The organism is Bradyrhizobium sp. 160 (assembly GCF_023073735.1).
Classification (GTDB): Bacteria; Pseudomonadota; Alphaproteobacteria; order Rhizobiales; family Xanthobacteraceae; genus Bradyrhizobium.
Genome location: NZ_JADPKD010000057.1, coordinates 352,888 through 377,432 on the forward strand (window position 1 = coordinate 352,888; position 24,545 = coordinate 377,432).

The following is a 24,545-nucleotide window of genomic DNA, read 5'->3' on the forward strand; positions in this document are numbered from 1 at the left end:
CCATGAATGTTCTGTCTTCCGTCGACACCAGGAAAGCCGAGGCTGCCGAGATCGTGGATGAGCTCTGGTACAAGGACGCCATCATCTACCAGCTCCACGTCAAGGCCTTTGCCGACAGCAACAATGACGGTATCGGCGACTTCGCCGGCCTGACCGAGAAGCTGCCCTATCTCCAGGAGCTCGGCGTCACCGCGCTGTGGCTGCTGCCGTTCTACCCCTCGCCCGGCCGCGACGACGGCTACGACATCGCCGATTACGGCGCGGTCAACCCCGATTTCGGGACGATGAAGGATTTCAAGCGCTTCATCCAGGAGGCGCAGAAGCGGGGCCTGCGAGTCATCACCGAGCTCGTCGTCAACCACACCTCGGACCAGCACAAATGGTTCAAGCGCGCGCGCCGCAGCCATCCGGGCTCGAGCGCACGCAACTGGTACGTCTGGAGCGACACCGATCAGAAATACCAGGGCACGCGCATCATTTTCACCGACACGGAGAAGTCGAACTGGACGTGGGATCCCGAGGCTGGCGCCTTCTACTGGCACCGCTTCTTCTCGCACCAGCCGGACCTCAATTTCGACAATCCGCGCGTGGTGAGCGCCATCATCCAGGTGATGAAGCGCTGGTTGGATGCCGGCGTCGACGGCTTCCGATTGGACGCCATTCCCTATCTGTGCGAGCGCGAGGGCACCTCGAACGAGAACCTGCCCGAGACGCATGCGATCATCAAGCGCCTGCGTCAGGAGCTCGACGCCTACTCCAAGGGCAAGCTGCTGCTGGCCGAGGCCAATCAATGGCCGGAAGACGTGCAGGAATATTTCGGCCGTGGCGACGAGTGCCACATGGCCTACCACTTCCCGCTGATGCCGCGCATCTACATGGCGATCGCGCAGGAGGACCGTTTCCCGATCACCGACATCCTGCGCCAGACCCCGGACATCCCGGCGAGCTGCCAATGGGCGCTGTTCCTGCGCAATCATGACGAACTCACGCTAGAGATGGTCACCGACGTCGAGCGCGACTATCTCTGGACCACCTACGCCAATGACCCACGCGCGCGCATCAATGTCGGCATTCGCCGACGTCTTGCGCCGCTGATGGACAATGACCGCCGCAAGATCGAGCTGATGAACTCGCTGCTGCTGTCCTTCCCCGGCACGCCGATCATCTATTACGGCGACGAAATCGGGATGGGCGACAACATCTATCTCGGCGACCGCAACGGCGTCCGCACGCCGATGCAGTGGAGTCCGGACCGGAACGGCGGCTTCTCGCGCTGCGATCCGGCCCGTCTCTATGCGCCGCTGATCATGGACCCGGTCTACGGCTATGAGGCGGTGAATGTGGAGGCGCAGTCGCGCAGCCTGTCTTCACTGCTCAGCGCCACCAAGCGGCTGATCTCGGTGCGCAAGTCGACGCTCGCCTTCGGCCGCGGCACCATGACCTTCATCCGCCCCGCCAACCGCGCCGTGCTGGCCTATGTCCGGCAATATCGCGACGAGGTGATCCTCTGCGTCGCCAATTTGTCGCGCGCCGCGCAGGCAACCGAGCTCGATCTGTCGCCCTGGAAGGACCGCATCCCGCAGGAAATGCTCGGCCGCACGCGCTTTCCTCCGATCGGCGAACTGCCCTACATGATCACGCTGGGGCCCTACGGCTTCTACTGGTTCCAGCTTCAGGAGCGCGACAAGTCCGAGCCGGTGACGCCGCGCGCGGTGCCGGAGTTCGAGACGTTGGTGGTGCCGGTGAACTCGAATTGGGTGTCGCTCGCCCGCGAGCGTGGCGTGTTCGAGCGCGACGTGCTGCCGGGATTCCTCTCGCGGACGCGGTGGTATCCCGAGCACAATGCCAAGCACATCAAGACCGCGCTGACCTCGGCGGTGCCGTTCTGCGACATCGGCGACAACCGGCCCTGGATCGCGTTCTTCGAGACCAAGCAAGGAGACGTGGCGACACGCTACGTGCTGCCGTTGCAGATCGAGTGGGTGCGTTTCGACCGCGAGCGCTTCAATCCGAAGGCGCTCGCCGCCGTGCGCCAGGGCGCGCGCGAAGGCACGCTGCTCGATGTCGCGACCGACCAGATCTTCATCGGCCTGTTCCTGCGCAATTTGTCGCAGAATCTGGTGGTGGAGGAGAACAATCTGCGACTGGAGTTCAAGGCAACCAGCCGGTTTGCCGATTACATCATCAAGGAGCCCGAACGCATCCGCGCGATCGAACAGTCGAACAGCACTTCGCTGGTCGACAACCAATACGTCGCCAAGATCTATCGGCGGCTCGAAAGCGGCGTCAGTCCCGAGATCGAGATCGGCCATTATCTCACGGAGGTCGCACGCTTTGCCAATACGCCGCCGCTGCTGGGCAGCGTCGAGCTGGTCGAGGGCGAGCAGCGCAGCACACTCGGCGTGCTGCATGCCTATGTTGAGAACCAGGGCGATGGCTGGACGATGACAACGGGCTATCTCGATCGCTATATCGACGAGCAGCGCGTATTGCCAGCGGGCGAAACGCTGCGCGAGACCCAGGAGCAGGCGCCTTATCTGCACTTCGTGGCGCAGATCGGCCGGCGGCTCGGCGAGCTGCATGTCGCTCTGGCCGCGGCAACGCCGGACGATCTCGCTCCGGAGCCGATCGGCCCCGCGTACGTCAAGCGCCTCGTATCCGAGCTTAAGACGCGCGCCGAGCAGGTTTTCGAACGGCTGGCCGAAAGCCGCGACGGCCTGCGGGAGGCGGACCGGCCGCTGATCGATCAGCTCACGGAGGCGCGCGCGACCCTGCCCGACCGACTGAATGCGCTATTGCCTTCCGGGATCGGCGGGTTGAACATCCGTCATCATGGCGACTTCCGCCTGGGACAAACTCTGATCGTGAAGGACGATATCTTCATCATCGACTTCGACGGCGATCCGCGTGTTCCATTGGCCGACAAGCGGCGTAAGGCGCCGGCCGCGCGCGACGTCGCGGGCCTGATCCACTCGATTGATGTTTCGGTTAACACGGCTCTCGGTCGCGCGCTCACGGGCGCCTCCGACGAGCAGGGCCGGCTCACGGCCGCGCTCGACGAATGGCGCGAGCGCGCCACCGCAACCTTCCTGTCCGCCTATCGCGAAGCCATGACCGATCGGCGGCTGTGGCCGGACAATCCGCAATCCGCGCAAGGCCTGTTAAGATTCTTCCTGCTTGATCAAGCGTTCGACGAAGTAGAGTACGAGCTGTCCCACCGGCCTGAGGGGCTCCATGCGCCGCTGACCGGACTGCTTCGCATTCTGTCCAGTGCCGAGGGCGAAGCCCATGCCTAAACTGCCTGCCGAGGCCTACGCGATCATCGAGGGCCGCCACTCCGATCCGTTCCACTATCTCGGGCTGCACCCCGAGGGCGGTAGAAGCGTGGTGCGCGCCTTTCTGCCCGAAGCCTCCAATGTCGAGGTGGTCGGCGAGCATGGCGAAGTCGCCCCGCTCGACCGCGTGCACGATTCCGGCCTGTTCATCGGGGCGCTGCCTAACGCCTCGAAACGTTATCAGCTGCGCGCAAAATTCGGCGGCAACGTCGTCGAGTTCGAGGATGCCTACCGCTTTCCGCCGATCCTGACCGATTTCGACCTTTATCTGCTCGGCGAAGGCACCCACCAGCGCCTCTACGACAAGCTCGGCGCCCATCCGTTGCGGCACGAAGGTGTCGATGGCATCGGCTTCGTGGTGCTGGCGCCGAATGCGCGGCGCGTCTCCGTGGTCGGCGATTTCAATTTCTGGGATGGCCGGCGCCATCCCATGCGGGTCCGCGGCAGCGGCTATTGGGAACTATTCATCCCGCATGCGAAGGTTGGTGATCACTACAAGTTCGAAATCATCGGCCCGCACGGCCATCTGCTTCCGCTGAAGTCCGATCCGCTGGCGTTCGCGAGCGAGGTGCGGCCGAAGACCGCCTCCATCGTGTTCGACGAGGCGCATCTGCCGCGGCCACGGCCGGCGCCCGACGGCATCAACGCGCTGTCGGCGCCGATGTCGATCTACGAGGTCCATCTCGGCTCGTGGCGGCGCAAGAACGGCAACGAATGGCTCACCTATCGCGAATTGGCCGAGCAGCTACCGGCCTACGCGCGCGACATGGGCTTCACCCATCTCGAATTCCTGCCTGTCAGCGAGCATCCCTTCGACGGCTCCTGGGGCTACCAACCGACCGGCCTTTATGCGCCGACCAGCCGCTTCGGCACGCCGGAGGATTTTGCCGCGCTGGTCGATGCTTGCCATCGCGAGGGCGTCGGCGTGCTGCTCGACTGGGTACCCGGCCATTTCCCGGACGATCCGCATGGCCTCGGCAGCTTCGACGGCACCGCGCTCTACGAGCACGCCAACCCGCTCCAGGGTCGCCATCTGGATTGGGGCACGCTGATCTACAATTACGGCCGCACCGAAGTGACGAACTTTCTGGTGTCGAACGCGCTGTTCTGGCTGGAGCGCTACGCGATCGACGGGCTGCGCGTCGATGCGGTGGCATCCATGCTCTATCTCGATTACAGCCGGCCGCCCGGCGCGTGGATTCCGAACCAGTACGGCGGTCGGGAGAACATCGAGGCGATCAACTTCTTGCGCCGCTTCAACACGGAGGTGTTCGCCCGCTTCCCGCAGGCGACCACGGCGGCTGAGGAGTCCACCGCCTGGCCTCAGGTCTCGCGCCCGGTCGAATTCGGCGGGCTCGGCTTCGGCTACAAATGGAACATGGGCTGGATGCACGACACGCTGAGCTACATCAGCAAGGATCCGATCTACCGCAAGCACCATCACGGCGAGATCCTGTTCGGCCTGCACTATGCGTTCTCGGAAAATTTCATCCTGCCGCTGTCTCATGACGAGGTCGTGCACGGCAAACGCTCGATTCTCGGCCGCATGCCCGGTGACGAATGGCAGCGCTTTGCGAACTTGCGCGCCTATTACAGCTTCATGTTCGGCCATCCCGGCAAGAAGCTGTTGTTCATGGGCGCGGAGATCGCGCAGATCCGCGAATGGAACCACGACCACTCGCTCGACTGGCACCTGCTCGAATACAAGTACCATTCCGGCATCCAGGCGCTGATCCGCGATCTCAACCGGCTCTATCGCGCGGTGCCGGCGTTGCATCAGATGGATTGCGACCAGGCCGGCTTCGAATGGTTGATCACCGACGATGCCAACCGCAACGTCTTCGCCTGGCTGCGCAAGGGTTTCGACGAGCAGGCGCGATGCCTGGTGATCGTCAACTTCTCGCCGAACGTCTATCAGAATTACCGCGTTCGCGTGCCTTTTGGCGGCAAGTGGAAGGAAGTGCTCAACTCGGATTCCGCCCATTATGGCGGCAGCAATGTCGGCAACATCGGCGAAGTTCACGCCGAGGGCGGCGAGCTTCGCCTCACGATTCCGCCGCTTGCAGCAATCTTCCTCGTTCCGGAAAGCTGACACATGCGCCTGACTGCTGGATCGCCCGCACGCCTCGGCGCAAGCTGGGACGGACGCGGCACCAATTTCGCGCTGTTCTCTGCCAACGCGCAGAAGGTCGAGCTCTGCCTGTTCGACACACAGGGCCGCCGCGAGCTCGAACGCATCGAATTGCCTGAGAGGACCGAAGACGTCTGGCACGGCTATCTCAACGACGTCTCGCCCGGCCAGCTCTACGGCTACCGCGTGCACGGCCCCTACGAGCCCGAGCACGGCCACCGCTTCAACGCCAACAAGCTGCTGCTTGACCCCTATGCCAAGCGGCTTTCAGGACGGCTGGTCTGGAGCGATGCGCATTTCGCCTACCGCACCGGCTCACCACGCGAGGACCTGTCGTTCGACCGGCGCGACAATGCGCGCGGCATGCCGAAGGCCGTCGTCGTCGACGAGACCTTCAACTGGGGCCGGCGTGAGATCCGGCCCAACATCCCCTGGGAAGACACCATCATCTACGAAGCCCACGTCAAGGGCCTGACGCAGAAGCGCGATGACGTGCCGCCGAACCTGCGCGGCACCTATGGCGGTCTGTCATCGCCGGCGATGATCGAGCATCTGAAGAGGCTCGGCGTCACCACGATCGAGCTCCTGCCGGTGCACAGCTTCGTCGACGACCGCATCCTGGTGGAGAAGAAGCTCGCCAATTACTGGGGCTACAACACGCTGTCCTTCTTCGCGCCCGAGCCGCGCTACGCGCAGGACAACGCGCTCGATTCCTTCCGCACAACGGTCGCGCGGCTGCACGACGCCGGCATCGAGGTGATGCTGGACGTTGTCTATAACCACACCGCCGAGGGCAATCACCTCGGGCCGACGCTGTGCTATCGCGGCATCGACAACGCCTCCTATTACTGGCTGAGCCGCGAGAACCCGCGCTATTACGACGACTTCACCGGCTGCGGCTCCTCGGTGAACCTCACCCATCCGCGCGTGCTCCAGATGGTGATGGATTCGCTTCGTTACTGGGTCGAGGTCTGCCATGTCGACGGCTTCCGTTTCGACCTCGCCACCACGTTGGCGCGCGGCCCGAACGGTTTTGATCGCGGCAGCTCGTTCCTGACCGCGGTCCGGCAGGATCCGGTGCTGGCGACCGTCAAGCTCGTCGCCGAACCGTGGGATCTTGGGCTCGGCGGCTACCAGGTCGGCGCCTTCCCCTCGCAATGGTCGGAATGGAACGATCGCTACCGCAGCGCCATGCGCCGCTACTGGAGCGGCGAAGGCAGCCTGATTGGCGATATCTCCAGCCGTATGACGGCGTCATCCGACCTCTTCAACCATGACGGAAGGCGGCCGCGCGCCAGCATCAACCACATCACCGTGCATGACGGCTTCACGCTCGCCGACCTCTTCAGCTACAACGAGAAGCACAACGAGGCCAACGGCGAGGACAATCGCGACGGCTCCAACGACAACCACAGCAACAATTGCGGCGTCGAGGGCCCCACTGACGACCCCCAGATCCTCGGTCTGCGCCGGCAGCTTCGCAAGAACGTGCTGGCCTGCCTGATGCTGGCGCAAGGCGTTCCGCTGATCCTCGCCGGCGACGAGGTCGGCAATTCTCAAACCGGCAACAACAATGCCTATTGCCAGGATAACGAGATCGGCTGGATCAATTGGGACAATCTCGGCAAAGAGGACGACGACATGATCGATTTCGTCGCCCATCTCGCCGACATCCGCCGCCGGTTCTCGCAACTGCGCAGCCATCGCTGGCTCGATGGCCGCCCGAAGGACGGCATCTCCTACGGTGCGCTGTGGCTGACGCCGGCCGGCGACGAGATGACGGAGAACGATTGGAAATTCCCGGAAGGGCGGTTTCTCTCCTATGTGATGGGACCGATGGAACCGGGCAGCGCCGCGATCTTTATCGTTCTGAACGCCGCTCCTGAAGAGATCGCATTCAAATTGCCCAAAATGACCGAATACAAGAGCTGGCAGCAGATCCTCAACACGACCGAGGCCAGGCTGAACTCGATCGACTTTCTGCCCGGAAGCGACAGCAAGGCGCCGCCGCGATCCGTGCTCGCCTTCGCGGGGGCGCTATGAGGCCATCCTTCGGGGCGAGGCCGACCAAGGACGGCGTGTCGTTCCGGCTGTGGGCGCCCGGTGCGCGCCGTGTCGATCTCCTGCTCGACAGAAGACGCGCGATGCAGCGCCGGCAAGATGGCTGGTACGTGGCCGACATTGCCGGCCTGCGCGCCGGTAGCGATTACAGATTCCGGATCGACGACGAGATCGACGTGCCCGATCCGGCCTCGGCATTCCAGCCCGCGGATGTGTTTGGCCCGAGCGAGGTGATCGATCATGACGCCTTCGCCTGGCGCGCGCGCGATTGGCGCGGCCGCCCTTGGGAAGAGACGGTGCTGATCGAGGCCCATGTCGGCACCTTCACGCCGGAGGGCACTTACCGCGCCATGATCGACAAGCTCGATCATCTCACAGCGACCGGCATCACTGCACTGGAATTGATGCCGCTGGCCGATTTCGCCGGCCGCCGCGGCTGGGGCTATGACGGCGTGCTGTGGTATGCGCCCGATAGCGTTTATGGCCGGCCCGAAGACCTGAAGACGCTGATCGACGAGGCACATCTGCGCGGGCTCATGGTGTTCCTCGACGTCGTCTACAATCATTTCGGTCCCGAGGGGAATTACCTGGGCCGCTATGCGCCGACCTTCTTTACCGAGGCACACACGCCCTGGGGCAGCGCGATCGATTATCGCGTGCCGCAGGTGCGCGCATTCGCGGTCGAGAACGCGCTGTCCTGGCTCAGCGACTACCGCTTCGATGGCCTGCGGCTGGATGCCGCCAACCACATCATGGCGGTACCCGGTGAGCAGTCGATGCTGCAAGACCTCAGCGTCGCCGCCGGCGAGCTCGCCAAGGCCACGGGACGGCACATCCATCTCGTGCTGGAGAACGGTGACAACCGCGCGAGCCTGCTCGATGCCGCCCAGGAGCCGCCGAACGGCAAATACCGCGGGCAGTGGAACGACGACTATCACCACGTCTGGCACGTGATGCTGACCGGCGAGCTCGCCGGTTACTATGCCGACTACCAGACCCCGCGCATGGATCTTGCGCGCGCGCTCGCATCGGGCTTCGTCTACCAGGGCGAGATCTCGGAATTCTGGGGCAAGAAGCCGCGCGGCGAGCCGAGCGGCGAACTGCCGCCGGCGACCTTCGTCAATTTTCTCCAGAACCACGACCAGATCGGTAACCGCCCACTCGGCGACCGGCTCGAGAGCCTGGCAGGATCAAAGCAGATCGAAGCCGCGCTCGCGGTGACGCTTCTCGCACCGATGATCCCGATGCTGTTCATGGGCGAGGAATGGGGCTCGACAGCGCCCTTCCCGTTCTTCTGCGATTTTCAGGGCGGCCTTGCCGATGCCGTCCGCAAGGGGCGCAAGCAGGAATATGCCTGGGCCTACGAGAAATACGGCGACGAGGTACCGGATCCGCTCGATCCGGCCACGCTGCAATCGGCCGTGCTCGACTGGACCGGCCGCACCTCCGAACAGAAGGCACGACTCGCGCTGGTGCGCGAGCTGCTCGCCGTCCGCCGCCAGGAGGTCGTGCCCCGTCTGAAAGGAGCAAGTTTCGGCGATGCCGAGGCAGCGGATACGGGCTTGCTCACCGCGCATTGGCGAATGGGCGACGGCAGGACTTTGCGCTTGGCCGCCAATCTCTCGGACAAGGATGTCGCGTATTCCAACCTCAATTCGGGCACGCCGATCTGGGGCGGCGAGGCCGGCGAGCGGCTTCCGCCCTGGTCGGTGGTCTGGCGCCTCGGAGGTTAGCATGCCTCCCGCCATTCCGCTCGCGACTTACCGGCTCCAGCTCACCGCGGATTTCGGCTTCGACAAGGCCGCCGCGGTCGTGCCCTATCTGAAGGCGCTCGGGATCACACATCTCTACGCCTCCCCGGTGATGAAGGCTCGCAAGGGCTCGACCCACGGCTATGACACGGTCGATCACAGCCAGCTCAGCCCCGAACTCGGCGGCGAGACCGGTTTCGCGCGGCTGAGCGAGACATTGACCGAGCACGACCTCGGACTCATCATCGACTTCGTGCCCAATCACGTCGGCGTGCATTTTGCCGACAATCCCTGGTGGCTCGACGTGCTGGAGTGGGGCCAGGCTTCACCGCATGCGGTCTCATTCGACATCGACTGGGATCAACTGGCCTTCCGCGCCCGCGGCGGCGTGCTGCTGCCGATTCTCGGCGCGTCCTATGGCGAGGCGCTCGAGCGTGGCGAGATCGAGCTGCGCTATGATCCCGACCAGGGCAGTCTTTCCGCCTGGTATTTCGAGCACCGCTTACCCGTCGCGCCGGAGCGCTATGGCGAAGTGCTGCGGATGATCGTCAAGGACGCGGATGCGGGGGAAACGGAGCCCGGCAAGCGCCTGCTCGCGCTCGCGGCGCGCTATACCGGACTGCGCCGTCCCAACCGCAAGGAAGCTCCCGCGTTCAAGGCAGAACTCAAGGACATTGCGGGTGCTGCCGACATCATCGCGCGCGGTCTTGCCGCCTATCGCGCTGCCAAGGACCGTCCCGCCCAGACGCTGGCGCTGCATCATCTGCTCGAGCGCCAGCACTACAAGCTCGGGCATTGGCGGCTCGCCTCCAGCGACATCAACTATCGCCGCTTCTTCGACGTCAACGGCCTCGCCGGCTTGCGCGTCGAGGATCCCGGCACGTTTGCCGCCACGCACCGGCTGGTCAAACAGCTCATCGCCGACGGCAGACTGCAAGGCATCCGTCTCGATCACATCGACGGCCTGCGCGATCCCGCGCAATATTGCCAGCGGCTACGCCGGCTGGTCCGCGACGCCCAAGGCAACACAAAGCCATTCTATACAGTGGTCGAGAAGATCCTGTGCGAGCACGAGCGCCTGCCGCACTTCGCCGGGGTCCAGGGCACCACCGGCTATGAATGGATGAACGTCATCACCCAGGTGCTGGTCGACGCCAAGGGGCTGACGGCCTTGGACGAGACCTGGCGGCAGATCAGCAACCGGCCGCCCCGGCTTGCGTCTTACGTCAAGGACGCCAAGCGGCGGGTGCTGGAGACTCTGCTCACCAGTGAGTTCACCGTGCTGACGCGCCTTTTGGCGCGCATCGCCAACGGGCATTACTCGACGCGCGACTTCTCCGCCGACAGCCTGCGCCAGGCGCTCGAGCTCTATGTGCTGCATTTTCCGGTCTACCGCACTTACCTCACGACGAGCGCGCCGACCGCACACGATCGCAAGCTAATCGATGAGACCATCGAACGCGCTCGTGGGGAATGGTTCGCCGCGGATGATGGCATTTTCGACTTCCTGCGCGACGCTCTGACCATGGACCTGCTCAAGCCTGGGCGTCCTCCACACAGCGCGCCGCGCGTGCGCCGCTTCGCGCTGAAGGTGCAGCAATTCACCGGACCGATGATGGCGAAGTCGCTGGAGGACACCGCGTTCTACCAGTTCCACCGGCTGCTCGCGCTGAACGAGGTCGGCGGTGATCCCGCGAGCGTCGGCCTTACTATTCCCGCCTTCCATCAGGCCATGCAGGCCCGTGCCAGGGAATGGCCGCACGGCATGACCGCCACGGCCACCCACGACACCAAGCGCGGCGAGGATGCCCGCGCGCGGATCGCGGCGCTCAGCGAGATTCCCGGCGAATGGACCAGCGCGGTGGCGCGCTGGAAGGTGTTGAACGCGCCGCATCTCACCCACCGAGATAGTTTCCGCGCGCCGTCGGCGACATTCGAGTACATGCTCTACCAGACCCTGCTTGGCGCCTGGCCGCTCCAAGGGCCGGTCGGTCCTGATTTCGTCGAGCGCATCCAAGCCTATGCCCTCAAGGCCGCGCGTGAAGGCAAGGAGGAGACGAGCTGGCTCAATCCGCATGAAGCGTATGAAGACGGCCTCAAGAGCTTCATCGGCAAGATCCTCGACCCCGCTCAATCCGCAGAATTCCTGGAGGCTCTGCAGACCCTGGCCCGTCGCGTCGCACTGCTCGGCATGTTGAACTCGCTGAGCCAGCTCACGCTCAAGGCGACGCTGCCGGGCGTGCCAGACTTCTACCAAGGCACCGAATTCTGGGACCTGTCGCTGGTCGACCCCGACAACCGGCGGCCGGTGGACTTTGCCGCGCGCCGCAGGGCGCTGACGTCATTGGAAGCTCCGGACTGGAGCGACCTGATCAAGGCCTGGCCGGACGGCCGGCTCAAGCTGGCCTGGACCCGTCATCTCCTCAAGCTGCGCAACCGGCTCGCCGACATCTTCGTCCAGGGTAACTATCAGCCACTCGAGGTTCGCGGCGGGCATGCTGAGCACGTTATCGCCTTCGCCCGCCGTCACGGCCGGGCGGCCGCGATCGTCGCGGTCGGGCGTCACTTCGCGCCGTTCACGCAAGGAGGTCGGGAATGGCCGGCGCTGGAAGGCTTCGATGCAACCGTCGATATCACCGGCTACGCCGCCGCGGGCCTTGCAGGCGATGAACTGCCGCTCGCGCAGGCCCTGCGCGATCTTCCCGGGACCGTCATCGAGGCGCGCACCGCCAGTGCAGCGAAGCCGATGCGGCAGCGCGTGCGCGCCTGAGACTACTTTCCGTCCTTGGTCAGCAGCAACTGTCCGCGCTTCCTGATCGCGCCCTGGGCCATCTCGGCAAAGCGTTGCAATAGCCAGGGCAGCACCACCTCGACCCGGACGTGATCTTCGGCAACGTCGACCTGGCCGGTCGCGATCTGCCCGAGCGCGCGGATGCGGAAATTCATGCAGTCGCCGCTCCAACGCTCCTCCTCGACCTGCATCACGGGAATGCTTGCCGCGGCGCGGCCAAGCCCCGTCTTGAGCCGGCGTACCGCCTCGTCGCGGCCGAGACGATGCGGAATTGAGACGACGAGCGGTTCTGCCATGGCCGTGACCCTGCTGCTGATCCCTCACCTCATCATGCCGCATGGAAAGGCAAAAGTTCCAAACATGCTGAAGCCGGAACCCGCATTGCGAAGCCGGAACTTTAAAACCTGCGGCAAGTTGCCCTCGGATAACGGGACAGGTCAGACGACCCTTTCAAGAAAGGGCTGGAGGAGATTCGCATGTCTATCGGCACGATCATTCTGATCATCTTGGTCATCGCCCTGCTCGGCGGCTTCAGCGGCATCGGCGGCGGACCGTTCTACGGCACCGGCTATTACGGCGGCGGCGGCCTCGGACTCGTCATCATCATCCTGCTGATCCTGCTCCTGATGGGACGCATATAGCCGAAGGCGGATCGTGTAGGGTGGGCAGGCTCTGTTTTGCCCACCCTACGACGCGCGGTAGCACAAATCTACTTCACCTTTCCCGCCAGCTTCTTGATCGCCGCCTTGATCGATGCGGCGGCATCATCGTAGCCCTCCCACGCTTTCGATCGCGCCAGCAGGCCCGGCACCGTGCGCATCGTATATCGCTTCGGATCGAGGTCGCTCTTCACCTGCGCCCAAGTCACGGGCATCGACACTGTGGCACCGGTTCGCGCGCGCGGCGACAGCGGGGCAACCGCAGTCGACATGCGGTCGTTGCGCAAATAGTCCAGGAAGATCTTTCCCTTGCGCAGCTTCTTCGACATGTTGAGCAGATAGCGTTCGGGATCGTCATCGGCCATCCACTGGCAGACGCCTTGCGCAAACGCCTTGGCCTCGTTCCAGCTCACCTTGTCGCGCGCGCCGTGGAGCAGCGGCACCACCACGTGGAGGCCCTTGCCGCCTGTGGTCTTGCAGAAGCTGTCCATGCCGATATCGCTCAGCCGCTGCCGCATCTCCTTGGCCGCCTCGACGACGTCGGCGAATTCGACGTCGGGCGCCGGATCGAGATCGAATACCAGCCGGCCCGGCGTGTCATAGGCATAGGGCGCGCAATTCCAGGGATGCAGCTCGACGCCGCCGATCTGCGCCACCGCCGCGAGCCCTTCGATCCGATCGATCTGCAAATACGGCTTGCGGTCGCCGGAGACTCTTGCGAGCTCCAGAAGGTTCGACGTCCCCTGCATGGCATGGCGCTGGAAGAAGCACTCGCCCTTGATGCCGTCAGGCGCGCGGATCAGCGAGCATGGCCGGCCCTTGAGGTGCACGATCATCCATTCGCCGACGGCTTCGAGATAGCGCGCGAGGTCCAGCTTGGTCACGGCATCGCCATGTCCGTCCTCGGGCCAGAGCTCCTTGTCCGGCTTTGAGATGACGACGCCCATGACCTCGGCGTTGCTGCCGCCCAGGGCCGACTGCGCACCTGGCCGCGCTTTTGCGCGCTTCGCTCCTCTGGCCGACGGTTCGGCGAGCTCGGTATCGACCGGCGTCTCCGCCTCAACCTCCTTGGCCGGCTTGTCCTGCCGCAGTCCCTTGAACGCGGCCTGACGGATATTGCCGTCGGCGGTGAAGCCGGCGAACTCGATCTCGGCGACGAGCTCCGGCTTCAGCCAGTGCACCTCGCGGGTCTTCTTCGGCGCGTTCTTGCCGCCGAAGGGGCTTTGCTTGGCCTCCATGGCCTTCAGTGAAGGCATGAGGCGCTTGACCTTGTCGGCGCCAAAGCCGGTGCCGACCATGCCGACAAAGGCGAGGTGATCGCCGCGCTGCACACCCGCCATTAGCGAGCGGAACTTGCCGTTCGTGGTCTTGTAGCCGCCGATCACCACCTCGTGGCCGGCGCGACATTTCGACTTGACCCAGCTCTCGGTGCGGCCGGAGCGATACGGGGCATCTAGCTTCTTCGACACCACACCCTCGAGCTCGAGCTTGCAGGCCGATTGCAGCACGGCATCGCCCCCGCTCTCGAAATGCTCGACATACCGGATCTGGCTCGTTTTCCGCTTGCGTGATTCCAGAAGCTCCTTCAGCCGCGCCTTGCGCTCGCCAAGCGGCAGCCGACGGTAATCCTCGCCCTCGGCGAAGAGGAGATCGAAGGCAAAGAAGATCAACTCGTCGGTCTTGCCGTCCGACAACGCAGCCTGAAGCGAGGAGAAGTTCGGCGCGCCGTTGTGGTCGAGCGCGACGATCTCGCCGTCGATCAGCACGTCCGGCAGCGCCCCCGCTTCCTCGGCAATGGAGGCGAATTTGCCGGTCCAGTCGAGACCCTTCCGCGTCTTGAGCGTCGCCTCGCCGTCCTCGACTCGGAGCTGGACGCGATAGCCATCGAACTTGATCTCGTGGCACCAGCCACCATCGGCCGGCGGCCGCTCGACCAGCGTGCAGAGCTGCGGCGCCACGAAGTCCGGCATCTCCGAGACCTTCTTGGCGCTCGCTGCTGTCGCGGCAGTCTTCTTCGCCGTCGGTCTAGCCTTCAACGCCGTGCGCGGCGCGGGCTTCACTGTGCGCCCTTTCGTCTCCTCGGCGCGGTTGGACTGCCAGACTGCGTCGGCCTTGCCCTTCGGCCCCTTGGCCAGCATGAAGGGCTTGGGCGCGCGGCCCTTTCCTTCAGCGATTTGTTCCATCGCGCGGCCAGAAGCAACGGACTTGTCTTGCTCGAGGATGTCGTTGTCGTTGCCCTCGCGCGCATATTCGTCACGATGCTTGATGAGCAGCCAGTTTGTCCGCTTACCGCCGGTGCGGTCATTGCGCATGCGCACCAGCACCCAGCTTCCCTGCAGCTTCTCGCCATGGAGGGTGAACTTGAGATCGCCTTTCTTGAAGCCGGCTTCCGGATCTTCTGATTCCCAATAGCCTCGATCCCACAGCATCACGGTGCCGCCACCATACTGGCCTTCGGGGATCGTGCCTTCGAAATCACCATAGTCGAGCGGATGGTCCTCGACCTCGACCGCCAGCCGCTTGTCATGTGGATCGAGCGAGGGCCCCTTCGTCACGGCCCAGGACTTGAAGACACCGTCGAACTCGAGTCGGAGGTCGTAGTGCAGCCGGCTCGCATCGTGCTTCTGGATCACGAAGCGCCGCTGCTTCGACGGCGCCACGGCGGTCTTGCCCGATGGCTCGGGCGTTTTCTCGAAGTCACGCTTCTGTCGGTAAGTGGAGAGTTTTTGCAGCACGACCGGTCCCGCTTCTCTTTCGGCATCAAGCCTATCACGGCCAAAGTCCCACCCGGAACCAAAACCCCATGGCCGGGTTGGGGTTCCAAAACGCCTTGAAAACGCTGGAGAATGGAATGGCCCCGCGTGCCTATTGGAAGGGAACGTTGAAGCTCTCGCTGGTCAGCTGCCCCGTCGTGCTCTACCCCGCCGCAACCGCCGCCGAGAAGACGCGGTTTCATCTCATCAACCGCGAGACCGGGAACCGGCTCAAGCAGCAGATGATCGATTCCGAGACCGGCGACGTGGTCGAGAGCGACCAGAAGGGCCGCGGCTACGAGCTGCGCAAGGGCAAGTACGTCGAGATCGAGCCTGAGGAGCTCGAAGCGGTGCAGATCGAGAGCAACCACACCATCGACATCGAGAGCTTCGTGCCGCGCGAGGAGATCGACAAGCGTTACCTTAACCACCCCTATTACATCGCGCCGGACGGCAAGGCCGCGGCCGACGCCTTCGCCGTGATCCGCGACGCGATGAAGGATCAGGACCGCGTGGCACTCGCAAAAATCGTGCTCACCAATCGCGAGCACGTGATGGCGATCGAGCCTCTCGGCAAAGGCCTGCTCGGCACCACGCTGCGCTATCCGTACGAGCTGCGCGACGAGGACCAGTTCTTCGATGACATCAAGAGCCCGAAGATCACCAAGGACATGGTCGAACTCGCCGGTCACATCCTGCACAGCAAGGCCGCGCATTTCGACCCCAGCGAATTCAAGGACGAGTACGAGAACGCGCTGAAGGCGCTGGTCAAGCGCAAGGCCAGCGGCAAGAAGATCGAGCTGCCGGAGCCCGAGGAGCGGCCGAGCAACGTCGTCAGCCTCATGGACGCGCTGAAGCAGAGCCTGAAGGGGCGCGGAGGCGGGAAAACATCGGCGAAGTCCCACGCGCGCCGGTCGACCGGGCGCCATCGCAGCGCGAAAAAAGCGCACCGGTCGACGGCAAGGCATCGCAAGGCGGGTTGACTGTCATTCCGGCGCGACGCAGAACATCGATACCGGAATGACGGCTGGTCTAATCGCCCGCCTTCAGCCTGTATCCGATTCCCGTCTCGGTCAGCACATGGTGCGGCCGTTCCGGGTCGGCTTCGATCTTCTGGCGGAGCTGGCGGACATAGACGCGCAGATATTGCGCGTCGGTCAGCTCGTCCCAGAGCTCCCTCAGCAGGAAGCGGTGGGTGAGCACCTTGCCGGCGTGCTGCACCAGCACGCGAAGCAGATCGTATTCCTTCGGTGACAGCTTCACCTCGCGCTCGCCGACCTTGACGATGCGGCGGACGAGGTCGACGGAGAGATCGCCGGTGCGAAATACAGGGCGCTCGCCTTTGATTTGAAGCTGGTGGCGCAGCGCGGCACGCAAGCGGGCCAGAAGCTCTTCCATGCCGAACGGCTTGGTCAGGTAATCGTCGGCGCCGACATCGAGCGCCTGCACTTTGCCCGCCTCGTCGCCGCGGCTCGACAGCACCACGATCGGCACCCCCTCGTTGCGGGCGCGGATGGTGCGCAGTAGTTCGTGTCCCTGCACGTCGGGCAGGCCGAGATCGAGGATGATCAGCGCCGGCTCCTCGGCAAGCTTGTCCAGCGCGGTCTTGCCGTTCGACGCCTCCAGGATTTCATAGCCCTGCGTCGTCAGCCCCATCCGCAGCAGTTTACGGATCGGCGGCTCGTCGTCGATGACCAGGACCTTGATCGGGGCAGCACTCATGCGGCGGTATCCAATGCGTGGGTCTGCACTGGGACGGGCAGACGGATGGTGAGAATCGCGCCGCTCCGGTCGCTGCGGTTGGCGGCCGAGATCGTGCCCCGCATCGCCTCGACGAAACCGCGCGAGATGGCGAGGCCGAGCCCGGTGCCGGGCCGGACATGATCACCCTTCTGCACGCGATAGAACTTGTCGAACACGCTCTCGAGCTCGTCGGGTGGGATGCCGCCGCCCTCATCGGCGATATCGAGAACGACGTGATCCCGCTCGCGCTGACTGCGGATCGCAATCGTGGTGTCTGGCGCCGAATATTTTGCGGCGTTGTCGAGCAGGTTGAACAGCACTTGCTCGAACAGCACGGCATCGAGCTCGAGCATCGGCAGATCGGCCGCCAGCACAAGCTCGACCTTGTGAGCAGCGAGGATCTTGGCCGCTCGCCGCAGCGCGCTACCGACGATCTCGCCGAGATCGTGCAGCGCCGTATTGGGCACGATGGCGCCGGATTCGAGCTTGGTCATGTCGAGCAGATTGGCAATGAAGCGGTTGAGCCGTTCGGACTCGTCGATCACGGTCGCGAGCAGGTCGCGCTTCTCGGTGTCAGAGAGCGCGCCGTCGAGGTCGCGCATGGTGGAGGCCGCCCCGAGGACCGAGGCCAGCGGCGTCTTCAAATCGTGCGAGATCGAGGTCAGGAGCGCCGAACGCAGCCGTTCGGATTCGACGGTGCGCTTGACGCGATCCATGGCCTCGACCAGCAGCACGCGTTCGATTGCGAGCGCGCCCTGATCGACCAGCGCATCGAGCAGCCGGCGCTGGTCCGGGGTCAATAGCGGGCCGGTGCGGTCGTTGTCGATGCCGATGACGCCGATCGGACCACGGCCTGTGCGCATCGGCAGGAACAGCCGTTTCGCACCCGGCAGGGTGTCCGAGCCGCGACCTGCGGGGCGGTCGTTGCTCCAGGCCCAATTGGCGGCGGCGAGGTCGGCCTGATCAAGCTCATCCTCCGGCGGATAACCGGATTTCACCGTGAGCAAGCCCTCTTCCGGCAGCAGCAACACGACGCGGACCTTCAGCATCAGCGCGATCTGATATGCGGTTGCCCACAACACATCGTCGAGCGTGGCAGTGCCGGCGAGCTTGCGGCTGAAGGCATGGAGCTGCTCGGTCATCCGGATCCGGCCGATCGCGGTGTCGGCCTGGATGCGCACACGCGCCGCAACATTGGAGACGATCATCGCCACCACCATGAACAGCACGAAGGCGGCAACGTTGGTCGGATCGGTGATCGTGAAGGTATAGATCGGCGGCAGGAAGAAGAAATTGTAGCACAGCGAGGCCGCGACGGTCGCGAGCAGCGACGGCCACAGGCCATAGCGGACCGCGACCGCGACCACCGCCGTCAGCAGCACGAGGTCGACATTCTCGATGCCGAATCGGGGCTGGATCAGCTCCGCGGCGCCGAGCCCGATCAGCACGATCCCGAGCGCCTTGAGATAGGGCAGCGGATTGAACGGCTCCACGCGCGCAGCGGTCTGTACCGCGGTCTTGGGCACGGCCTCGCCGGGCAGCTCGTCACCGGCGATGACGTGGACGGTGATGTTGCCGGCGCGGCGCACCAGGTCATGCACGACCGAGCCGCGCGTTATCTCGAACCAGCGCGAGCGGGTCGACTTGCCGATCACGATCTGGGTGACGTTGTTGGCTTGCGCGAAGTTCACGACGTCATCGGCGATGCGGCGGCCCACAGCGGGAATCGTCAGCGCCTCGCCGCCGAGCGATTCGGCAAGCCGCAGCGTATCGGCGAGCCGGTCGCGCTCCTCGTCGGAAAGCTGGAGCGAGCGGCGCGTCTCGATCGAGAGCGCGGTGAACGGGGCATGCAGCCGATCGGCCAGCCGCTTGGTATAGCGCACCAGCCCGGCCGCGCGCGGATCCTCGCTGACGCAGACGAGGATACGATCGCCCGCAGCCCAGGGGCCGGCGATGGCGTTCGCCTGCATGTGGGTGAGGAGCTGCTCGTCGACCCGCTCGGCCGTGCGCCGCAGCGCGAGCTCGCGCAGAGCGGTCAGGTTGCCCGGCGAGAAATAATGCTCCAGCGCCCGCTCGGCTTGCCTCGGCACATAGACCTTGCCCTCGTTCAGCCGCTGGATCAGGTCGTCGGGCGTGAGGTCGATCAGCTCGATCGCATCGGCGCGATCGAACACCGAATCCGGCACCGTCTCGCGCACCCGCACATGGGTGATCTGGGCGACGACGTCGTTCAGGCTCTCGATGTGCTGGATGTTGACGGCGGTATAGACGTCGATGCCGTGGGAGAGCAGTTCCTCGACATCGAGATAGCGCTTGGGGTGCCGGCTGCCAACCGCGTTGGTGTGGGCGAGCTCGTCGACCAGCGCAATTTGCGGCCGCCGCGCGATCACGGCATCGAGGTCCATCTCCTCGACGATCTGGCCGCGGTAGTCGATCCTCTTGCGGGGGACCATTTCGAGCCCGCGCACCAGCGCCTCGGTTTCAGCCCGGCCGTGGGTCTCGACGAAGCCGACCACGACGTCGATGCCGGCTTTGCGCTTGGCGTGGGCGCTTTGCAGCATCTCGTAGGTCTTGCCGACGCCCGGGGCGGCGCCCACGAAGATCTTCAGCTTGCCGCTCGCGCTTTCTGCCCGACGCGCGGTTTCCAGCAGCGCATCAGGCGACGGACGTTGTTCGGGATCGCGGCGCGGTTGAACCATCAGGCCAATATAATCATCCCGGCGTGCTGAGCCTATACTACTTCGCGGCGCGGTCGAGCGCGAGATTCAGCGCCAGCACGTTGACGCGGGGCTCGCCGATCAGGCCTAGCAAACGGCCTTCGGTATTGGCAGTCACGAGCTGCCTGACCTGGTCCTGCGGCACATTCCGTGCCTTCGCCACGCGCGGCACCTGGAATTGCGCCGCTTCCGGCGAGATGTCGGGATCAAGGCCGCTAGCTGACGTCGTCACCAGATCGATCGGTACCGGCGCGGACGGATTTTCCACCTTCAGCTTGTCCACATCTTCCTTCAGCCGGTTGGCCAGCGCCTTGCTGGTGGGGCCGAGATCGGAGCCGCCCGAATTGGCAGCGTTGTAGGGCGCCGGCACAGTTTTGGTCGAATCATTGGGATCGGGCGCCAGCGTCGCCGAGGGACGACCGTGGAAATATTTGTCGTCGTTGAACTCCTGCCCGATCAGAGCGGATCCGACCACCCTGCCGTCCCTTTCGATTAGGCTGCCCTGCGCCTGCACCGGAAACAACGTGCCGGCGATGGCAGTCATTGCGAGCGGATAGGCAAGGCCCGTGATGGCGGTGAGCACCAGCAAGAGCACGATAGCGGGGCGAATTTCTCTGAGCATGTGTTTCTCCTAATTGTTTCGTCATTGCGAGAAGCGAAGCGACGAAGCAATCCAGGCTTTCGACCGTGGAAGCATCTCTGGATTTGCTTCGCTCGCAATGACGGTGTTAAGCCAAATGCAAGGCGGTGACGATGAGGTCGATAGCCTTGATGCCGATGAAGGGAATAACGATGCCGCCGAGGCCGTAGATCAAGAGGTTGCGGCGGAGCAGCGCGCCGGCACCGACAGCGCGGTAGGCGACGCCCTTCAGCGCCAGTGGAATCAACGCCACGATAATGAGGGCGTTGAAGATGATCGCCGACAGGATGGCGCTCTGCGGGCTCGCCAGGCTCATGACGTTGAGCACGTTGAGTTGGGGGTAAAACGCCAGGAACATCGCCGGGATGATCGCAAAATACTTGGCGACATCGTTGGCGATGGAGAACGTGGTCAGCGCACCGCGCGTCATCAAGAGCTGCTTGCCGATCTCGACCACCTCGATCAGCTTGGTCGGGTTGGAGTCGAGATCGACCATGTTGCCGGCCTCACGCGCGGCCTGAGTGCCGGTGTTCATGGCGACACCGACGTCGGCCTGCGCGAGCGCCGGCGCATCGTTGGTGCCGTCGCCGCACATGGCGACCAGCTTGCCCTTGGCCTGCTCATCGCGAATCAGCCGGAGCTTGTCCTCGGGGGTTGCCTGCGCCAGGAAGTCGTCGACGCCCGCTTCCGCCGCGATCGCGGCCGCCGTCATCGGGTTGTCGCCTGTAATCATGATGGTGCGGATGCCCATGCGGCGCAGCTCGGCGAAGCGTTCGCGGATGCTGCCCTTGACGATGTCCTTGAGCTGGATGACGCCGAGCAGCTTGCCGTCTCTGGCGACCGCGAGCGGCGTGCCGCCGGCCTTCGAGATATCATCGGCAATGGTCTGGATCTCGCGACCGAGATCCGACAGGGCGGCCGGTTGGGTTGCCCGCGCCACGTTGCCGGAGGCAACCGCCAGCGGCGCGCCGCCGCCGACATAGTTCAGCATGGCGTCGACAGCGCCCTTGCGCACCGACGCGCCACCGGCATCGACGCCGCTCATGCGGGTCTGCGCCGTGAATGGGATGAAGGTCGCGCCAAGCTCGGCCATGTCCCGGCCGCGAATGCCATATTTCTCCTTCGCCAGCACCACGATGGACCGGCCTTCCGGAGTCTCGTCCGCGAGCGAGGCCAACTGAGCTGCATCCGCCAGCTCCTGCTCGGTCACTCCGCGCACGGGACGGAAGGCGGTCGCCTGCCGGTTGCCGAGCGTGATGGTGCCGGTCTTGTCCAGCAGCAGTGTGTCGACGTCACCGGCCGCCTCGACCGCGCGGCCGGACATCGCCAGCACGTTGAAGCGTACCAGACGGTCCATGCCGGCGATGCCGATCGCCGACAACAGCGCGCCGATGGTGGTCGGGATCAGCGTCACGAACAGCGCGACCAGCACGATCACCGAGATCGAGCCGCCGGCATAGGCCGCATAGCTGGGGATGGTGACGGTGGCGAACACGAAGATGATAGTGAGACCGGCGAGCAGGATGTTGAGCGCGATCTCATTCGGGGTCTTCTGCCGCTCGGCGCCCTCGACCAGCTTGATCATGCGATCGATGAAGGTCGAGCCCTGGGCTGCCGTGATGCGGACGCGGATCCAGTCCGACAGCACCTGCGTGCCACCCGTGACCGCAGAGCGGTCACCGCCGGATTCGCGGATCACGGGCGCGGACTCGCCGGTGATGGCGGCCTCGTTGACGGAGGCGACGCCCTCGATCACCTCGCCGTCGGAAGGGATGGTGTCGCCGGCCTCGACCAGCACGATGTCGCCTACTTTCAGGCTCGTGCCCGGCACGAGCTTGAAATTCTCGCCAGCACCAGTGAGGAGCTTGGCCTGGCTTTCCGTGCGGGTCTTGCGCAGCGATTCGGCCTGCGCCTTGCCACGGCCTTCGGCCACGGCTTCGGCGAAATTGGCGAACAGCACCGTGAACCAGAGCCAGACGATGATCTGGAAGGTGAAGCCGAGGTTCGCGCCACCAATGACGAGGTCGCGCAGGAAGATCACAGTCGTGAGCACTGCAACGACCTCGACAACGAACATGACGGGATTCTTCACCATCAGACGCGGATCGAGCTTGGCGAAGGAGGCGCGGATCGCGGGCATCACGATTCTGGGATCGAGCATTGCCGACATCGGCGCGCGTTTTTGCAGTTTCATCGTATCCATGGAGGTCACTCCAACAATCAGAACAGGTTGCCGGCGTTCATCGCCAGATGTTCGACGATCGGGCCGAGCGCGAGCGCCGGGAAGAAGGTCAGGCCGCCCATGATCAGGATGACGCAGACCACGAGGCCGACGAACAGGCCTCCGGTGGTCGGGAACGTGCCCACGGACGCCGGGATCGATTTCTTCTCCGCAAGCGAGCCCGCGATCGCCATGGCCGGGATGATCATGAAGAAGCGGCCGACGAACATCGCGCTTGCCAGCGTCAGGTTGTAGAACAAGGTGTTGCCGGTGAGCCCGGCAAAGGCCGAGCCGTTGTTGCCGGCCGCCGATGTGAAGGCGTAGAGCACTTCGGTGAAGCCGTGCGGGCCGGCATTCGCCATGGAGGCGACTGCCGCCGGATAGACCACGCCGACGGCGGTCCAGCCGAGGATCATCAGCGGCAGCACCAGGATGGCCAGCATAGCCATCTTGACCTCACGCGCCTCGATTTTCTTGCCGACATATTCCGGGGTGCGGCCAACCATAAGGCCCGCGACGAAGATCGCGAGGATGACGAACAGCAGCATGCCGTACATGCCGGCGCCAACGCCGCCGACGATGATTTCGCCGAGCTCCATGTTGATCAGCGGGATCATGCCGCCGAGCGCGGTAAAACTGTCATGCATCGCGTTGACTGCGCCGCACGAAGCGGCCGTGGTGACGACGGCAAATAGCGAGGATGCGATGATGCCGAACCGGACCTCCTTGCCCTCCATATTGCCGCCGGTCAAACCCAGCGCATGGAGCGTCGCGGTGCCGTTTGCCTCCGCCCAATAGGCGATGGCGACGCCGGCCAGAAACAGCACGCCCATCACAGAGAGGATCGCCCAGCCCTGGCGCTGGTCGCCGACCATGCGGCCAAATACGTTGGTGAGCGCGGCGCCGAGCGCAAAGATCGAGAGCATCTGCACGAAGTTCGACAGCGCGGTCGGGTTCTCGAAGGGATGAGCGGCGTTGGCGTTGAAGAAGCCGCCACCGTTGGTGCCGAGCATCTTGATCGCGACCTGGGAAGCGACCGGGCCGACCGCGATGGTCTGCTTGGCGCCTTCGAGCGTCGTCGCCTCGATATACGGCCCGAGCGTCTGCGGCATGCCCTGCCAGACCAGGAACAGCGCATAGACGACGCAGATCGGCAGCAGCACATAGAGCGTACACCGGGTGACGTCGACCCAGAAATTGCCGACCGTGCGCATCGAGGCGCGCGAGAAGCCGCGGATCAGAGCCATCGCCAGCGCGATGCCGGTCGCGGCCGACAGGAAGTTCTGGTGCGTCAGGCCGAGCATCTGCACGAGATAGGACAGCGTGCTCTCGCCGCCGTAGTTCTGCCAGTTGGTGTTGGTGATAAAGGAGACCGCGGTGTTGAAGGAGAGATCCTCGGCGACCGCGCCCTGCCCGGCCGGATTGAACGGCAGCACGGCCTGAAGCCGCATCACGCCGTAGATGACGAGGAAACCGGCGATATGGAACAGCAGCATGGCGACCGTATAGGTCAGCCAATGCTGCTCGCGCTTCTCGTCGACGCCGGAGATCCAGTAGATGCCGGCCTCGATCGGACGCAGCACCGGCGACAGCAAGGTGCGCTCGCCGTTGAACACGCGCGTCATGTACCCGCCGAGCGGTTTTGCGAGCGCAACGATAATGGCGCAAAACAGAATGATCTGGAGCCAACCGATCATAGTCATGGAATCAACCCTTCAGGCATGGCGCCGGCGCAGCAGAGGC

At 64.4% G+C, this 24,545-nt stretch carries 14 protein-coding genes; 7 read left to right on the forward strand and 7 right to left on the reverse strand.

From position 1 onward, the window contains the following. Window positions 1-2 precede the first annotated feature (2 nt). Genes treS through treY form a run of 5 tightly spaced genes read left to right on the forward strand, consistent with a single transcriptional unit; the run spans window position 3 to window position 12,048 of the window. Window positions 3-3,296, forward strand: coding sequence for a maltose alpha-D-glucosyltransferase (treS, locus tag IVA98_RS24495; protein WP_247355653.1), 3,294 nt, complete (start codon window positions 3-5; stop codon window positions 3,294-3,296). After that, on the forward strand, window positions 3,289-5,427 hold the full coding sequence (gene glgB, locus IVA98_RS24500) for a 1,4-alpha-glucan branching protein GlgB (protein WP_247295936.1): 2,139 nt from the start codon (window positions 3,289-3,291) through the stop codon (window positions 5,425-5,427). Before treS ends, glgB begins: the two co-directional genes overlap by 8 nt. Window positions 5,428-5,430: 3 nt before the next feature. Continuing rightward, window positions 5,431-7,509 (forward strand): glycogen debranching protein GlgX, encoded by a 2,079-nt coding sequence (gene glgX, locus IVA98_RS24505; protein WP_247355654.1) that lies wholly within the window; start codon window positions 5,431-5,433, stop codon window positions 7,507-7,509. Next, on the forward strand, window positions 7,506-9,260 hold the full coding sequence (gene treZ / locus IVA98_RS24510) for a malto-oligosyltrehalose trehalohydrolase (protein ID WP_247355655.1): 1,755 nt from the start codon (window positions 7,506-7,508) through the stop codon (window positions 9,258-9,260). Before glgX ends, treZ begins: the two co-directional genes overlap by 4 nt. A 1-nt stretch (window position 9,261) precedes the next feature. Further along, window positions 9,262-12,048 (forward strand): malto-oligosyltrehalose synthase, encoded by a 2,787-nt coding sequence (gene treY, locus IVA98_RS24515; protein WP_247355656.1) that lies wholly within the window; start codon window positions 9,262-9,264, stop codon window positions 12,046-12,048. Window positions 12,049-12,050: 2 nt separating this feature from the next. Here the strand turns inward: treY and IVA98_RS24520 are convergent, their stop codons facing one another. After that, on the reverse strand, window positions 12,051-12,365 hold the full coding sequence (locus IVA98_RS24520) for a polyhydroxyalkanoic acid system family protein (protein WP_247295929.1): 315 nt from the start codon (window positions 12,363-12,365) through the stop codon (window positions 12,051-12,053). A 180-nt stretch (window positions 12,366-12,545) separates the two neighbouring features. Here IVA98_RS24520 and IVA98_RS24525 point away from each other — a divergent pair, with 180 nt between their 5' ends. Next, window positions 12,546-12,710: a DUF3309 family protein gene (locus IVA98_RS24525; protein ID WP_084298933.1), complete on the forward strand. Its 165-nt coding sequence runs from the start codon at window positions 12,546-12,548 to the stop codon at window positions 12,708-12,710. A 68-nt stretch (window positions 12,711-12,778) separates the two neighbouring features. Here the strand turns inward: IVA98_RS24525 and ligD are convergent, their stop codons facing one another. Further along, the gene (ligD, locus tag IVA98_RS24530; RefSeq protein ID WP_247355657.1) at window positions 12,779-15,463 is read right to left on the reverse strand and encodes a DNA ligase D; all 2,685 of its coding nucleotides are present in this window, start codon (window positions 15,461-15,463) and stop codon (window positions 12,779-12,781) included. A 116-nt stretch (window positions 15,464-15,579) separates the two neighbouring features. Between ligD and ku the strand changes: the two genes are divergently transcribed. Beyond that, complete coding sequence (gene ku / locus IVA98_RS24535) at window positions 15,580-16,464, forward strand: non-homologous end joining protein Ku (protein ID WP_247295925.1); 885 nt, start codon at window positions 15,580-15,582, stop codon at window positions 16,462-16,464. A gap of 49 nt (window positions 16,465-16,513) precedes the next feature. On the opposite strand, the gene IVA98_RS24540 is transcribed toward ku, so the two are convergent. The 5 genes from IVA98_RS24540 to kdpA form a co-directional block, all read right to left on the reverse strand. Continuing rightward, a complete protein-coding gene (locus IVA98_RS24540) occupies window positions 16,514-17,203 on the reverse strand; it encodes a response regulator (RefSeq protein WP_247295923.1) in 690 nt (229 codons plus the stop codon). Then, window positions 17,200-19,923 (reverse strand): DUF4118 domain-containing protein, encoded by a 2,724-nt coding sequence (locus tag IVA98_RS24545; RefSeq protein ID WP_247295920.1) that lies wholly within the window; start codon window positions 19,921-19,923, stop codon window positions 17,200-17,202. Before IVA98_RS24545 ends, IVA98_RS24540 begins: the two co-directional genes overlap by 4 nt. A 37-nt stretch (window positions 19,924-19,960) precedes the next feature. Beyond that, window positions 19,961-20,563: a K(+)-transporting ATPase subunit C gene (locus IVA98_RS24550; RefSeq protein ID WP_247355658.1), complete on the reverse strand. Its 603-nt coding sequence runs from the start codon at window positions 20,561-20,563 to the stop codon at window positions 19,961-19,963. Between the two features lie 106 nt (window positions 20,564-20,669). After that, window positions 20,670-22,784 (reverse strand): potassium-transporting ATPase subunit KdpB, encoded by a 2,115-nt coding sequence (kdpB, locus tag IVA98_RS24555; RefSeq protein ID WP_247295915.1) that lies wholly within the window; start codon window positions 22,782-22,784, stop codon window positions 20,670-20,672. Window positions 22,785-22,801: 17 nt separating this feature from the next. Continuing rightward, a complete protein-coding gene (gene kdpA, locus IVA98_RS24560) occupies window positions 22,802-24,505 on the reverse strand; it encodes a potassium-transporting ATPase subunit KdpA (RefSeq protein ID WP_247355659.1) in 1,704 nt (567 codons plus the stop codon). Window positions 24,506-24,545 lie beyond the last annotated feature (40 nt).